This window comes from Streptomyces beihaiensis (genome assembly GCF_026274175.1).
Taxonomy (GTDB): Bacteria; Actinomycetota; Actinomycetes; order Streptomycetales; family Streptomycetaceae; genus Streptomyces; species Streptomyces beihaiensis.
In genome coordinates this window covers 1-12,778 of sequence record NZ_JAPHNL010000082.1, presented here as the reverse complement: position 1 = coordinate 12,778, position 12,778 = coordinate 1, and the positions used below count along the sequence as shown (strand labels likewise).

12 protein-coding genes and 1 pseudogene are annotated in these 12,778 nt (G+C 71.7%); 9 read left to right on the top strand and 4 right to left on the bottom strand.

All coding sequences use genetic code 11. The annotated features are described in order from the left end of the window. Positions 1-219 precede the first annotated feature (219 nt). Both OFY01_RS09930 and OFY01_RS09925 read left to right on the top strand, forming a co-directional pair. Positions 220-891: a TetR family transcriptional regulator gene (locus OFY01_RS09930; RefSeq protein ID WP_266598388.1), complete on the top strand. Its 672-nt coding sequence runs from the start codon at positions 220-222 to the stop codon at positions 889-891. A 121-nt stretch (positions 892-1,012) separates the two neighbouring features. Then, the gene (locus OFY01_RS09925; RefSeq protein ID WP_266598384.1) at positions 1,013-1,408 is read left to right on the top strand and encodes a Zn-ribbon domain-containing OB-fold protein; all 396 of its coding nucleotides are present in this window, start codon (positions 1,013-1,015) and stop codon (positions 1,406-1,408) included. A 56-nt stretch (positions 1,409-1,464) separates the two neighbouring features. Here the strand turns inward: OFY01_RS09925 and OFY01_RS09920 are convergent, their stop codons facing one another. Beyond that, a complete protein-coding gene (locus OFY01_RS09920; protein ID WP_266598382.1) occupies positions 1,465-2,415 on the bottom strand; it encodes an alpha/beta fold hydrolase in 951 nt (316 codons plus the stop codon). Positions 2,416-2,527: 112 nt separating this feature from the next. Between OFY01_RS09920 and OFY01_RS09915 the strand changes: the two genes are divergently transcribed. Continuing rightward, the gene (locus tag OFY01_RS09915) at positions 2,528-2,887 is read left to right on the top strand and encodes a luciferase domain-containing protein (protein WP_266598380.1); all 360 of its coding nucleotides are present in this window, start codon (positions 2,528-2,530) and stop codon (positions 2,885-2,887) included. A 65-nt stretch (positions 2,888-2,952) separates the two neighbouring features. Next, positions 2,953-3,357, top strand: a complete 405-nt coding sequence (locus OFY01_RS09910) for a helix-turn-helix domain-containing protein (RefSeq protein ID WP_266598378.1) — start codon at positions 2,953-2,955, stop codon at positions 3,355-3,357. Positions 3,358-3,410: 53 nt separating this feature from the next. On the opposite strand, the gene OFY01_RS09905 is transcribed toward OFY01_RS09910, so the two are convergent. Beyond that, complete coding sequence (locus OFY01_RS09905) at positions 3,411-3,803, bottom strand: DUF488 domain-containing protein (RefSeq protein ID WP_266598377.1); 393 nt, start codon at positions 3,801-3,803, stop codon at positions 3,411-3,413. 94 nt (positions 3,804-3,897) lie between these two features. Here OFY01_RS09905 and OFY01_RS09900 point away from each other — a divergent pair, with 94 nt between their 5' ends. Together OFY01_RS09900 and OFY01_RS09895 are read left to right on the top strand one after the other, a co-directional pair. Beyond that, entirely contained in the window at positions 3,898-6,450 is a 2,553-nt protein-coding gene (locus OFY01_RS09900) for an ATP-dependent Clp protease ATP-binding subunit (protein ID WP_266598375.1), read from the top strand. A 99-nt stretch (positions 6,451-6,549) separates the two neighbouring features. Beyond that, positions 6,550-7,185 (top strand): annotated as a pseudogene (locus tag OFY01_RS09895) (HdeD family acid-resistance protein); the annotation flags it as partial. A gap of 21 nt (positions 7,186-7,206) precedes the next feature. On the opposite strand, the gene OFY01_RS09890 reads toward OFY01_RS09895, so the two are convergent. Both OFY01_RS09890 and OFY01_RS09885 read right to left on the bottom strand, forming a co-directional pair. Then, the gene (locus tag OFY01_RS09890; protein ID WP_266598386.1) at positions 7,207-8,202 is read right to left on the bottom strand and encodes an ABC-2 transporter permease; all 996 of its coding nucleotides are present in this window, start codon (positions 8,200-8,202) and stop codon (positions 7,207-7,209) included. Positions 8,203-8,501: 299 nt separating this feature from the next. Continuing rightward, the gene (locus tag OFY01_RS09885) at positions 8,502-9,395 is read right to left on the bottom strand and encodes a GNAT family N-acetyltransferase (RefSeq protein ID WP_266598373.1); all 894 of its coding nucleotides are present in this window, start codon (positions 9,393-9,395) and stop codon (positions 8,502-8,504) included. A 163-nt stretch (positions 9,396-9,558) separates the two neighbouring features. Here OFY01_RS09885 and OFY01_RS09880 point away from each other — a divergent pair, with 163 nt between their 5' ends. From OFY01_RS09880 to OFY01_RS09870, 3 genes are all read left to right on the top strand, one after another. Beyond that, a complete protein-coding gene (locus OFY01_RS09880) occupies positions 9,559-10,749 on the top strand; it encodes an acyl-CoA dehydrogenase family protein (protein ID WP_266598371.1) in 1,191 nt (396 codons plus the stop codon). A gap of 232 nt (positions 10,750-10,981) precedes the next feature. Next, a complete protein-coding gene (locus OFY01_RS09875; protein WP_266598369.1) occupies positions 10,982-11,929 on the top strand; it encodes an oxygenase MpaB family protein in 948 nt (315 codons plus the stop codon). Continuing rightward, a partial coding sequence (locus OFY01_RS09870; RefSeq protein WP_266598367.1) for a serine/threonine-protein kinase occupies positions 11,893-12,778 on the top strand: 886 nt, incomplete at its 3' end. The genes OFY01_RS09875 and OFY01_RS09870, both read left to right, overlap by 37 nt.

The following is a 12,778-nucleotide window of genomic DNA, read 5'->3' as shown; positions in this document are numbered from 1 at the left end:
GCGAAATGCCGATCCCCCGTCGCGTCCGGCACGTACTTCACAGTGACAACGATCCTCAAGCTCACGCCGGCTCTCCTCGCTCAAGCGGTTCTCTCACGACCAACGTATGGCACTCAGTTCCCTCTGTAAAGGTACGTAGTGCCAATATGGGCGGTGCGGTGTTACGTTCCCGGCATGAGCGAGGCGCGCGAGGTCCACGAGGCACAGAAGAAGGCACCGATGCGGGAGGTGCTGGCCGAGGCGGCGTTCCAGCTGTTCATGGAGCGCGGGTTCGAGCGGACCACCGTGGACGACATCGTGGCCAGGGCCGGGGTCGGGCGGCGTTCCTTCTTCCGGTACTTCCCGTCCAAGGACGACGCGGTCTTCCCGGACCACGAGAGCTGCCTGGCCGACATGACGGCCTTCCTCGACGCGGCGGACGACACGCGGGACGCCGTGGACGTGGTCCTGGAGGCCGCCGGGATCGTCCTTCGCATGTACGCCGCGAACCCCGAATTCTCCGTGCAGCGCTATCGGTTGACGCGCCAGGTGCCGGGCTTGCGCACCTATGAGCTGTCGTTCGTGCGGCGCTACGAGCGCACGTTCGCCGGGTATCTGACGCGGCGGTGGGCCGATGCCGAGGACGGGGCGCTGCGCGCGGAGGTGGTCGCCGCGGCCGTGGTCGCGGCGCACAACAACGGCCTGCGGGCCTGGCTGCGCTCGGGCGGCGAGGGCGACGCGGAGGCGTCGGTCGACCACGCGCTCGGTCTCGTGCGAAGGATATGGGGAGAGGCGGGCCCGGCCGGTGCCGGCGGGACGTCCGACGACGAGGTCGTCGTCATGGTCGCGCCCAAGGGTGCCCCCATGTGGCGCGTCATCCAGCGCGTCGAGTCAGCCCTGCGCGAGGACTGAGTCGACCTGAAGGGTACGCGGTGTCTTTACCGCGCGGCACTGAGTGTCATACGCTGGCCGGGCGCCGAGCCGCGGGGCCGGTGCGTACCAAGGACGTGCGGGGTGGCCGAGGGAGGTCGGGATGTCCGGGAGCGGTATCGGCGTGATGGTGCCGAAGAGCACCGAGACGCAAACCGAGACGGGTTTTGCCTACCAGCGGTGCCGTTGGTGCGGCACCGCGTCGTTCCGCAGGCTGCTGTGCCCGGTCTGCGCGGGCGGTGACCTGACGACTGAGCACAGTGCGGGACCGGGCATCGTGGTCCGCTCCCGTGTGGTGCACCGCGGCACCGGCGTCGCGCGCAACGAGTCGCTGGTCCGTTTCCCCGAGGACTTCGTCGTGCCCTGTCGCATCGTGGGCACGGCGCCGCACCTGGTGTGGGTGGGCGCCACGGTCAAGGCCGCGCCCGGCACCGCCGACGACTGCGGCGAGGTCTGCTTCGAGCTGGACGATCCCGTCGAGTCCGACGGTTTCCGCTGACGTGGGTCCCGACGGGCCGCCCGGCCGGGCGGCCCGCCCGGTCCGGTCAGGCGTGATCAGGCGTCGAGGCCCGCGAGGAACTGCAGGAGCGCCGCGTTGACCTCGTCGGGGCTCTCCTGCTGCACCCAGTGCCCCGCGCCCTCGACGACGACCCGCACGCGCAGATCGGTCAGCACCTGCCCGATCTTGTCGTCCGGCATGAAGCGAGCCACCGGGTCCTTGGAGCCGGTGAGGAACATCGACGGCTGGTCGATGGTGCGGCCGTCCAAGTGCTCGGTCAGCTCCCAGGTGCGGTCCATGGCCCGGTAGTAGTTGAGGCCGCCGGTGAAGCCGGTGCGCTCGAACGTCTCCACGTAGAGGTCGAGGTCCTCCGGGCTCAGCCACGGCGGCGCGGGGTGGTTCTCGTCGGGGCGCGCGGCCCAGTCGGCCGAGTAGATCTCGCGCGTCAGGAGTGTGCGGCGCACGTTGTGGGCGAGCGCCCGGTCGGCGACGCCCGGCTCCTGGAACCACACGATGTAGAAGTCGTCGCCCAGGCGCCTGCGCAGCACAGGCACCGGCGGCACGGGGGAGCGGGGCGCCGCGGGCACGCTCATCCCCGCCACGGCCCTGACCCGCTCGGGGTGGGCGAGCGCCATCTGCCACACCACCATCGCGCCCCAGTCGTGCCCCACGAACACCGCGTCGTCGGCGCCGACCGCGTCGAGCAGCCCGGCCAGGTCGTCGCAGAGGGTGAGCGTGTCGTACGCGTCGACGTCCGCGGGCCGCGAACTGCCGCCGTACCCGCGCATGTCCGGCGCGATCACCCGGTGGCCCGCCGCGGCGAGCGCCATGACCTGATGCCGCCAGGAGAATGCCAGCTCGGGAAAGCCGTGGCAGAGCACCACCAGCGGCTTGTCCGAGGACCCGGAGTCCGGACCGTGCTCATGAACACGCAGAGTGATCCCATTGGTGGCGATGTCCCGTGCGGTGACCTTCTGCCACTCGGTGGTCGGCAGGTGTGCGGCCATGTGGGGCTCCTCGGTTCGTCGCGGCGGTCCACCCTACAAGGACGGACTTTCCTCGGGACGAGGAGGTGGATGGGGGTGGTCCTTCAGGTGAAAGGTGCGCGAGGATGGGGGCATGACCGCGGCCCAGCGCGCCATGACCGAACTCGGGACATGGCCGAACCTGGTAAGTGGCCCGCCCCGGTGCTCGGTTGGGCACGCCTTCGGATGCGCGGGTCACGATCTCGTCCACTTCCACTCCGACGACTGCGCCGATCTGTACCTCTCCTCGCCGGTGGTGCAGCGGCTGCTGCCCCAGCTGAGCCACAACAGCGCGATCCGTATGCGGCCGGACTCGTCGTGGATCACGGTGCTGCTCGACTGCGACACCGACGTGCACCTGCTGCTCAGTCTGGTGAGCGTGGCGCTCAAGGAGCACGACGCGCACAACTGCCCCTCCCCGCCCTGTGACTGGGAGCGCGCGGTGTCGCCCTGAGCAGCGGAGTATCGCCCTGAGCGAAGTACCGCCCGCTCGCCCGGACGCGCGCCTAGCCTGGGGTGATGACGACGCGGACGAGCAGCCACGCAGACGGCCCGGCACACCGTGCCGTGCCCGGTCCCGAGCCGCTGTGGCGGCATGTGGTGGGAGATGCCCTGCGGCGCGAACGGCGCGAGCAGGGGCGCACGTTGCAGGACGTGGCGGGCGTGGCGGGCATCTCCATGACCTATCTCTCCGAGGTCGAACGAGGCCGCAAGGAGGCATCGTCGGAGATGCTCGCCGCGGTGGCCGGAGCGCTGGGGCTCGGCCTCGGCGACGTACTGGAGCGTGCGCAGGCCGAGTTGGTGTACGCGGCCAGGCGCCGCAGGGCCGTCGCCGTCACCTCCCTCGTATCGGTGCGCGCCGCGCAGCACTCACGGCAGGCGGCAGGCGGCCACGCAGGCGGAGCGGTCTGCCTCGCCGCCTGAGCGGGGAGCGGGCGCCCGGCCCGCATCTCGCTTCTCCCTCGTCTCACTCGGTGCTACTCGTCTTCTGACTCTTCTTCCTCGATGCGGCGGACCAGCACCGGCACATGGCTGTGCTCGATGTCCTTCACCGCGGTGACCAGAGTGACCGGGCCCTGCTGAGTCAGTTCGCGCACGTGATCGACGAGGTCCGTGCGGACCGGGTCGTCGAGCTCGGCGCGATAGCGCTCGGCGAAGTCGTCGTACCGGTGCTCGCGGTCCTCGTGGTACCAGGAGCGCAGCTCCCGCGAGGGCGCGATGTCCTTGAGCCAGTCGTCGACGGCGGCTCGTTCCCTGGACAGGCCCCGCGGCCACAGACGGTCCACGAGCAGACGCGTGCCGTCGTCAGGGGCGGGCGGATCGTAGACCCGGCGCACCGGGAAGGGGTCGGAGTGCCGATGTGCGGTCATGGTCCCATTGTGCTGCTTCTCCACGCTTTGCGAACTTGGTGAGGTGTTGCTTGAGTGAAGGGTGTTGCCGTGACGTCCCGACGGGAGCTCCCTCATGTCGATGTCCTACGGATCGCCCTTCGGCTCACCCGACCCCTTCGGTGAACTGCTCAACCGGTTCTTCGGCATGGCCCCCGGCTCCGCGCCCCCGGCCGTGCAGCGGGTGCCGATCGGACGTCTGCTGACCGACTCGGCCCGCGAACTGATCGGCAAGGCCACCAACAAGGCCGCACAGGACGGCAGTTCCGACCTGGACACCGAGCACCTGCTGTGGGCGGCGACGCAGGTCGACCCGGCCCGTACGCTCATCGCCCGGGCCGGAGCCGAACCCGACGCGCTCGCCGACACCATCGCCAAGATCCTTCCGGGCGAGGACAGCGAACCCTCCGCGCAGCCCGGTCTCACCCCGGCCGCCAAGCGCACCCTCGCCGCCGCGCACGCCCGATCGCAGGCGGCCGGTGTCTCCTACATCGGCCCCGAGCACATCCTGGGCGCCCTGCTCGACGCCCCCGACGCGGGCGCGGGCCGGCTGCTGCGCGCCCAGGGCGTGGACCTGGACCGGCTGCGCTCCGGCGCCGATGTGGCGGCCCGCGCCGACGGCGTGCCCGTCTCGGGCGCCACGGCAGCCCCGAGCACCACGCCCACCCTCGACGAGTACGGCAGGGACCTCACCGAGGAGGCCAGGGCGGGCAAGCTGGACCCGGTCGTCGGGCGGGCCGAGGAGATCGAGCAGACCATCGAGATCCTCTCCCGCCGCTCCAAGAACAACCCGGTCCTCATCGGGGAGCCCGGCGTCGGCAAGACCGCCATCGTCGAGGGTCTGGCCCAGCGGATCGTGGCGGGCGAGGTGCCCGACACCCTCAAGGGCAAACGGGTCGTCGCCCTCGACCTGTCCGCGATGGTCGCCGGAGCCCAGTACCGGGGCCAGTTCGAGGAACGCCTCAAGAAGGTCATCGAGGACGTCCGGGGCGCGGGCGGCGACGTCGTCGTCTTCATCGACGAACTGCACACCATGGTCGGCGCGGGTGCGAGCGGCGAGGGCGCCATGGACGCCGGCAACATGCTCAAACCGGCGCTCGCCCGCGGTGACCTGCACGTCGTCGGAGCCACCACCGTCGACGAGTACCGCAAGTACGTGGAGAAGGACCCCGCCCTGGAGCGCCGCTTCCAGCCGGTCACCATCCCCGAGCCGAGCGTCGAAGAGACGGTACAGATCCTGGAGGGGCTCCGGGACGCCTACGAGGCGCACCACCAGGTCCGCTTCGGCGACGGCGCGCTGGCGGCCGCGGCCGAGCTGTCCGACCGCTACATCAGCGACCGCTTCCTGCCCGACAAGGCCATCGACGTCATGGACCAGGCGGGCGCCCGCGTCCGTCTGCGCAGCGCGTCCCGCTCCACCGAGGTCGTCGGCCGGGAGGACACCATCGCCCAGCTGACCCGCGAGAAGGACCAGGCCGTGGCCGCCGAGGACTTCGAGCGGGCCTCCGAGCTGAAGAAGCGGATCAACGAGATCGAGGGCGAGCTCGCGGGTATCGAGGAGCGGCGCGAAGGCGTCGTCGAGGTGACCGCGTCCGACGTCGCCGACATCGTCTCGCGCCGCACCGGCATCCCCGTCTCCCAGCTCACCGCAGGCGAGAAGGAGAGGCTCCTCAAGCTGGAGGACGCGATGCACGCGCGCGTGGTCGGCCAGGACGAGGCCGTCACCGCCGTCTCCGAGGCAGTCCGCCGCAACCGCGCGGGCATGGGCGACCCGAACCGTCCCGTCGGCTCGTTCCTGTTCCTCGGCCCCACCGGCGTCGGCAAGACCGAACTGGCCAAAGCGCTCGCCGAGCTGCTGTTCGGGGACGAGAAGCGCATGGTCCGCTTCGACATGAGCGAGTTCCAGGAGAAGCACACCGTCTCGCGTCTGGTCGGGGCTCCGCCCGGATACGTCGGACACGAGGAGGCCGGGCAGCTGACCGAGAAGGTCCGCCGCCAGCCCTACAGCGTGCTGCTCTTCGACGAGGTCGAAAAGGCCCACCCGGACGTCTTCAACACCCTCCTGCAGGTCCTGGACGACGGGCGCCTGACCGACGCGCAGGGGCGCACAGTCGACTTCCGCAACTGCGTCGTCATCATGACGTCGAACATCGGCGCGCAGCGCATCCTCGCCCACCGGGGCGATGTGTCGGAGATCAAGGACGAGCTGATGGAGGATCTGCGGGGCCGTTTCCTGCCGGAGTTCCTCAACCGCATCGACGAGATCATCCTCTTCCACGGCCTCACCGAGGACGACCTCGGCGAGATCGTCGAGCACCTCCTGGACCGCAGCAGGCGCCGCGTACACGCGCAGGGGATCACCCTGGAGGTCACCGAGGCGGCCAAGAAGCTGCTCGTCGCCCACGGGCATCAACCCGAGTTCGGCGCGCGCCCGCTGCGCCGCACCATCCAGACCGAGCTCGACAACCGACTCGCCTCGCTGCTGCTGTCCGGCGACGCCGAGCCCGGCGACACCGTCGTGGCGGACGTCGAGGACGACGCCCTCGTCTGCTCCGTACGAACACCCGGCACAGCCGGGGCCGGTGAGCCGGTGGCGGCCGACGCGCCCGAGGGTGCCACGAACCCCTGAGCCCTGCCCGCGACCGGCCCCGACCACCGGTTCCCCGTCCCTCACCCGTTCGGCCCTGCCCCGCTGGCAGGGCCCGAGCCCCACACGGAGAGTGCCGTCATGACCCAAGCGCCGTTCGAACGCCACAGCTCGCAGCAGGACATCCGCGGTGAGCAGGAGCCGGAGCAGCCGCAGCGGCCCCCGGAAGGGCCCCTGGGCAGACTTGCGCACGCCGCCTGGCAGGCCGTGCTGCTCGCGGGCGTCGCCGCGCTGGTCCTCGGCGTGCTCGTCCTCGTCTGGCCAGGTGCCTCGCTGCTCGCGGCGGGTGTCCTGTTCGGCGTCTACCTCGTCGTCAGCGGCGTCTTCCAGCTGGTGTCCGCCTTCGGCACCCACGTCACGACGGCGCTGCGGGTGATGGCGTTCATCAGCGGTGCCGTGTCGGTCCTGCTGGGCCTCTTCTGCTTCCGCGGCGCGCTGCAGTCGATCCTGCTGCTCGCCCTGTGGATCGGCATCGGCTGGTTGTTCCGCGGCATCACACAGACCGCCGCGGCCGTCTCCGACGCGCAGATGCCGGCTCGTGGCTGGCAGATCTTCCTGGGCATCGTCAGCGCGATGGCCGGCATCGTCCTGATCGTCTCGCCGTTCAGGTCGGTCGCGGTGCTCACTTTGGTCGGGGGCTGGTGGCTGGTGGGCCTGGGCGTCATCGAGATCGTCCAGGCGTTCATGCTGCGCGGCCGCGCCAAGGACATTCCGCGCGCGTACGGGGGAGCGGGGGCGTCAGACGCCGACCGCCTCCTCCATCTCCTCCTCCGTCTCCTCTTCCTCTTCCGCCTCCGCCTCGGTCTGCTCGATCCGTTCCCCGGCCCGCCGCCGCTCGGCCGTCGCGGCGACCCCGAGGAGCACTGCGCCCACGGCAGCCCAGGCCACCAGGGTCCACACCCAGCGACCCAGGCCGTAGTGGTCGAAGTAGAGGAGGCTGCGGGTGCCCTCGACGAAACCAGCGCCGTTCCAGAAGGCGTGCAGACTCCCGAAGAAACCGTTCTGCAACTCGGGGCGGAAGACCCCGCCGGAACTCGTGAAGTTGAGCATCACGAACAGCACCATCACCGCGAGCGTCGTCCACCGCTTCAAGAAGGTGTGCAGGCCGACGCCGACCAGCAGAATGCCCACCGAGTACAGCCACGCCATGCCCCACACGCCCCACAGGTTCGAGTGCGCCAGGTGGAAGACCGGCCCCGCGAACGCGGCGCCGAGGAGTCCGACCGCACCGGAGACGGCGACGACGAGCAGCGCCCTCGTCCGCATCCGCAGCGCCGCACCCGCCCCGCCGAGCACCGCCACCGACGCGTACGAGCCGATGCTGAGCGCGACGAGCAGGAAGAACAGGCCCTGGCCCGTCGGGTCGTCCGGCACCGGGGGCGCCACGTCGGTCACCTTCAGCGGCTCGCCCTGCCGCGCCGCGACGGGCGTGAAGATCTTCTCCACGGCGGAGGCGGTGGTGTCGGACCCGGCCGACGCCACGATCAGCTCGGGCGCCGCGCCCCGGCCGTCGCCGAGTACGTAGGCGCCGTCGATGCTCCGCGTCCTGAGCTGGTCGACCGCGGCGGCGCGGGCGTCCAGGGTGCGCACGTCGAGCGCGTCGCCCGCCTTGTCCTTCACGGTCTGCGCGAACACCTTCGCCTCGGGACCCGAACCGACGACGGCGACCGGCAGATGGTGCGGCTCGGGCGAGGCGAACGCGCCCAGATAGGCGAGCCCCATCCCCACGCACATCAGCAACGGGGTCAGCAGATGGACCAGGACGTGGCGCAGCGCCGGGTTGTGCGCGTCGCTCGCCGCACCGCGTACCGCCCCGCGCACGGCCCCCGCGCCCCCGGCTCGATGAGCTCTGTGGTCGGCGGGCATGGACAGGACCTCCAAAGGTTGGTGTTTACAACTCATCGCTAAGTTGTACTCTACAACTGAATGAGGCCGATGTGGGGCGCGGCGGGTGTGACCATGGCCACCCGGTGCGCGGCGGGCGCCCGGGACTCGCGCCCGCCCCGGGTGCCCGCCCCGCTCGCCTCGATGCTTCAGATGTCGAGCCGGTACATGCACGAGCAGCGCGTGGGCACGTACCCCAGGGCGTCGTTGACGGCCCGCATCGGCGCGTTCTCGTCCGCCGTGTCCGTGAGCAGACCGGCCAGGCGCGGATGGCGCTCGCGCATCCGCAGGATCTGGTGCGCCTTCATCCAGCGGGCCAGGCCCCGCCCCCGGTGCTCCGGCAGCACGCCGGTCCCGTAGTGCTCCGCGTCGCCCTCCCGGTCACCCCTGACGACGAGCTCCGTGAATCCGGCCACCGAACCGTCCGCCGTGTCGATCGCGGCCACCGTGTGCAGCAGGTCGCCGCGGCGCGCGACGGCCTCGGCGGCGGCCCGCACGCGTGCCACGTCCCAGACGGCCCTGCCCTGGTCCGTGTCGCCCATCGGCATGTCGTCCATGGCCCGGCGCGACGCGGCGAACGAGGCGGCCAGCGCGTCGGGCACGGTGCCGTCCCACTCCACGAGTCGGTAGCCCGGATGCGTCCGCCCGGCCGTCTCGGCCAGCGCCGCCGTGTCCGCGTCCGGCAGCGAGAGCCGCGCGTACGTGAGCCGCAGCCCGACGCGGAACCCGCGCGCCGCCAGGAAGGCCGCGCCGGGGGAGCCCTCGTCGGCGGTCGCGCTCACGCGGTCCCGCCCGTTCTCCTTCGCCGCGGCGAGCGCGGCCTCGATGAGCCGGGTCCCGACGCCCGCGCGCCGCTGCGCCGGATGGACCCGCACATCCACCTCGGCCACGTGCTCCTGCCCCTTGCGGTCGAAGAGGCGGACGAACGCCGACCCCACGGGATGGCCGCCCTCCGGGTCCTGCGCGAGCCAGGCCAGCCGACGGACGCCGGTGGCGGTCGCCGGATCGGTGAGCGGGGTCAACTGCCAGGCGGCGTGCGGCACAAGGGCTCCTGGTTCGGATCGTTCGGATCGGCGCGAAGACCGGAACGTAACGCCGATCGCCGTGCGCGGCAACGCAATTGTCCAGACGCCGCCATTCCCAATTTCTGAAACGGGTTCTACTGTGTGCGCCGCGAAGCCGAGTCGTCGACCGCCAGGAGGGGCCGTGCACCTCGACCAGACGCCCGAGCAGCGGCAGTTGCGCAGGGAGCTGCGTGCCTACTTCGCCGAAGTCGTCCCGGACAACGCCTTCGCGCGCTCCGCGGACCCGGCCCGGCGCAAGCGCTTCTACCGGGAAACCGTGCGCCGCCTCGGCGCCGACGGGTGGCTCGGCGTGGGATGGCCCGAGGAGTACGGGGGCCGGGGCATGACGGCGATGGAGCAGTTCATCTTCTTCGACGAGGCCGCCCAGGCGGGCGTGCCGCTGCCGCTGATGGCGCTCAACACGGTCGGCCCGACGATCATGCAGTTCGGCACGGCCGAGCAGAAGACGTACTTCCTGCCGCGGATCCTCTCCGGCGAGATCGACTTCGCCATCGGCTACAGCGAACCCGACGCGGGCACCGACCTCGCGGCCCTCAGGACGCGGGCCGTGCGCGAGGGCGACGAGAGCACCGGCCACTACACGGTCAACGGCCAGAAGATCTGGACGACCAACGGCGACACCGCCGACTGGGTCTGGCTCGCCGTGCGCACCGACCCCGCCGCCCCGCCGCACAAGGGCATCACGATGCTCCTCGTCCCGACGTCCGACCCCGGCTACTCCTGCACCGTCATCAACACCCTCGCCTCGCACGACACCACGGCCAGCTACTACGAGAACATCCGCGTGCCCGCCTCGCGCCGGGTGGGCGAGGAGAACAAGGGCTGGCGGCTGATCACCAACCAGCTCAACCACGAGCGCGTCACGCTGGCCGCCCACGGCACCATGGCCGTCCGGGCCCTGCACGACGTGCAGCGCTGGGCCATGGAGACCAAGCTCGCCGACGGCCGGCGCGTCATCGACCTCGGCTGGGTCAGGAAGCGGCTCGCCCAGACCCACACCAAGCTCGACGCGATGAAACTGCTCAACTGGCAGATGGTCACCGCCGTCCACGAGGGCACCCTGCTCCCGCAGGACGCGTCGGCCGTGAAGGTCTACGGCTCCGAGGCGCGCCGGGACGCGTACGCGTGGCTGATGGAGGTGGTGGGCGCGGCGGGCCCCCTGCGGGACGGCAGCGCGGGCGCCGCCCTCCACGGCGAGCTGGAGCGCGGCTACCGCTCAGCCGTGATCTTCACCTTCGGCGGCGGCAACAACGAGATCCAGCGGGAGATCATCTCGTGGATCGGCCTCGGGATGCCGCGCGTACGACGGTGAGGCCGGGACCGAGAGCCCCGGCCGGTGGTACGGACCCGCGCTCATGCCCGTCCGACCGCCCGGACCTCCACCCGCAGGGGCACCGCGTGCGGAGCCGGCACGCTGGGCGCGCATCCACGAGGCCCACCTCGCCCGCGGCGAGGCCGACCCGCTCCGGAGCCCGCCCGGGGCTCGCTCCGCTCCGGTCGCGTGCGTAGCCTGCGCTCAGGAGGTTCAGGAGGTGAGGTGCGGTATGCGCGACGCGGATCCGGGGCTTTTCGGCCCCGACTCGGTGACCTGGCAGGTGCACGCCGATCCGATGATGTGGATCGCGGGCGTACGCGCCCTCTACCTCCAGGCGCTGCATCCGCGCGCAGTCCGCGGCGTCCTGCAGAACTCCGACTTCCGGCGCGATGCATGGGGCCGCCTGATGCGCACCGCCGGCTTCGTCGGCACGACCACCTACGGCACGACCGAGGCCGCCGAGCGCGCCGGGGCGCGGGTGCGGGCCATCCACGCCAGGCTGACCGCCGTCGACCCGGACTCGGGGGAACGGTACGGGGTCGACGAGCCGGAACTGCTGCTGTGGGTGCACTGCGCCGAGATCGGCTCCTACCTGCACATCGCCCGCCGCTCCGGCTACCCGCTCACCGACACCCACGCCGACCGTTACATCGCCGAACACCGCACCAGCGCCCGCCTCGTCGGCCTCGACCCGGACGACGTGCCCGGCAGCCGCGAGGAACTGGCCGCCTACTTCGACACCGTGCGCCGCCGGCTCTCGGCCGGGCCCGAGGCCCGCACCGTCGACGCGTTCCTCCGGCGCCCGCCCGCCCACCCGCTGCTGGTCCCGGCCCGCGAGCTGCTGTGGCGGCACGTCGCGAACCTCGCCTACGCCTCCCTGCCCCCGTACGCCCGCCGCCTGTACGGCGCGCCGGCGCCCGCGCCCGCCGTCACCACCCGCCGCCTGCGTGCCACGGGTGCCGTGCTGCGCGCCGTCCCCGCCCGCGTACGCTGGCAACTCCCTCCGAAACACATCCTCCGGGCGGTGGCCAGGCTCGGACCCGGCGCGCGCCCGGGCCCGTACAGGCTCGCCGGACGGGTAGCCATACTGGACGGGCCGGGGAGGGCGCAACAGACAGTCGACGGGGGCGAGAGCGGGACATGCGAGAGTCGGAGGACACCTGGGAGTCCAGGCTGATCCATGGGCGGTACCGACTGCTCGACCGGATCGGCCGCGGCGGCATGGGCGAGGTGTGGCGGGCACGCGACGAGTCGCTGGGGCGGCACGTCGCCGTCAAGTGCCTCAAGCCGCTCGGCCCGGAGCGCGACCAGTCCTTCACCCGCGTCCTGCGCGAACGCTTCCGCCGGGAGGCCCGGGTCGCGGCCGCGCTGCAGCACCGCGGCGTCACCGTCGTGCACGACTTCGGCGAGTACGAAGGCGTCCTGTACCTGGTGATGGAACTCCTGGAGGGCCGCAACCTGAGCCAGCTTCTCGAGGACAACCGCCAGCGGCCGCTCGCCGTCGACGATGTCGTCGACATCGCCGACCAGGTGGCCGCCGCGCTCGCCTACACGCACGAACAGGGCATCGTGCACCGTGACCTCAAGCCCGCCAACATCGTGCGCCTGACCGACGGCACCGCCAAGATCTGCGACTTCGGCATAGCCCGCCTCGGCCACGACATCGGCTTCACCTCCAAGCTCACCTCCACCGGCATCGCCATGGGCACACCGCACTACATGTCGCCCGAACAGATCGGCGGCACCGGCGTCGACGAGCGCAGCGACCTGTACTCGCTGGGCTGCGTGCTGTACGAGCTCGCCACCGGCGCGCCGCCCTTCGACATGGAGGACGCGTGGGCCGTGCTGATCGGACATCGTGACACCCCGCCGCGCCCGCCGCGCGGCCACCGCCCCGAACTGCCCGACTACGTCGACCGGATCATCCTCGACCTGCTCGCCAAGGAGCCCGACGAACGGCCCCGCGACGCACGCGAGCTGGTCCGCCGCATCGCCGAGGGCCGCACCGCGCACGCCCCGGCCGGCG

What these genes read in the sequence shown, in the direction of transcription:
- OFY01_RS09905 (WP_266598377.1), bottom strand. Translation starts at nt 3,803, where the DNA reads ATGACCGCACATCGGCACTCCGACCCCTTCCCGGTGCGCCGGGTCTAC.
- OFY01_RS09915 (WP_266598380.1), top strand. Translation starts at nt 2,528, where the DNA reads ATGACCGCGGCCCAGCGCGCCATGACCGAACTCGGGACATGGCCGAAC.
- OFY01_RS09925 (WP_266598384.1), top strand. Translation starts at nt 1,013, where the DNA reads ATGTCCGGGAGCGGTATCGGCGTGATGGTGCCGAAGAGCACCGAGACG.
- OFY01_RS09910 (WP_266598378.1), top strand. Translation starts at nt 2,953, where the DNA reads ATGACGACGCGGACGAGCAGCCACGCAGACGGCCCGGCACACCGTGCC.
- OFY01_RS09900 (WP_266598375.1), top strand. Translation starts at nt 3,898, where the DNA reads ATGTCGATGTCCTACGGATCGCCCTTCGGCTCACCCGACCCCTTCGGT.
- OFY01_RS09875 (WP_266598369.1), top strand. Translation starts at nt 10,982, where the DNA reads ATGCGCGACGCGGATCCGGGGCTTTTCGGCCCCGACTCGGTGACCTGG.
- OFY01_RS09890 (WP_266598386.1), bottom strand. Translation starts at nt 8,202, where the DNA reads ATGTGCGTGGGGATGGGGCTCGCCTATCTGGGCGCGTTCGCCTCGCCC.
- OFY01_RS09920 (WP_266598382.1), bottom strand. Translation starts at nt 2,415, where the DNA reads ATGGCCGCACACCTGCCGACCACCGAGTGGCAGAAGGTCACCGCACGG.
- OFY01_RS09930 (WP_266598388.1), top strand. Translation starts at nt 220, where the DNA reads ATGCGGGAGGTGCTGGCCGAGGCGGCGTTCCAGCTGTTCATGGAGCGC.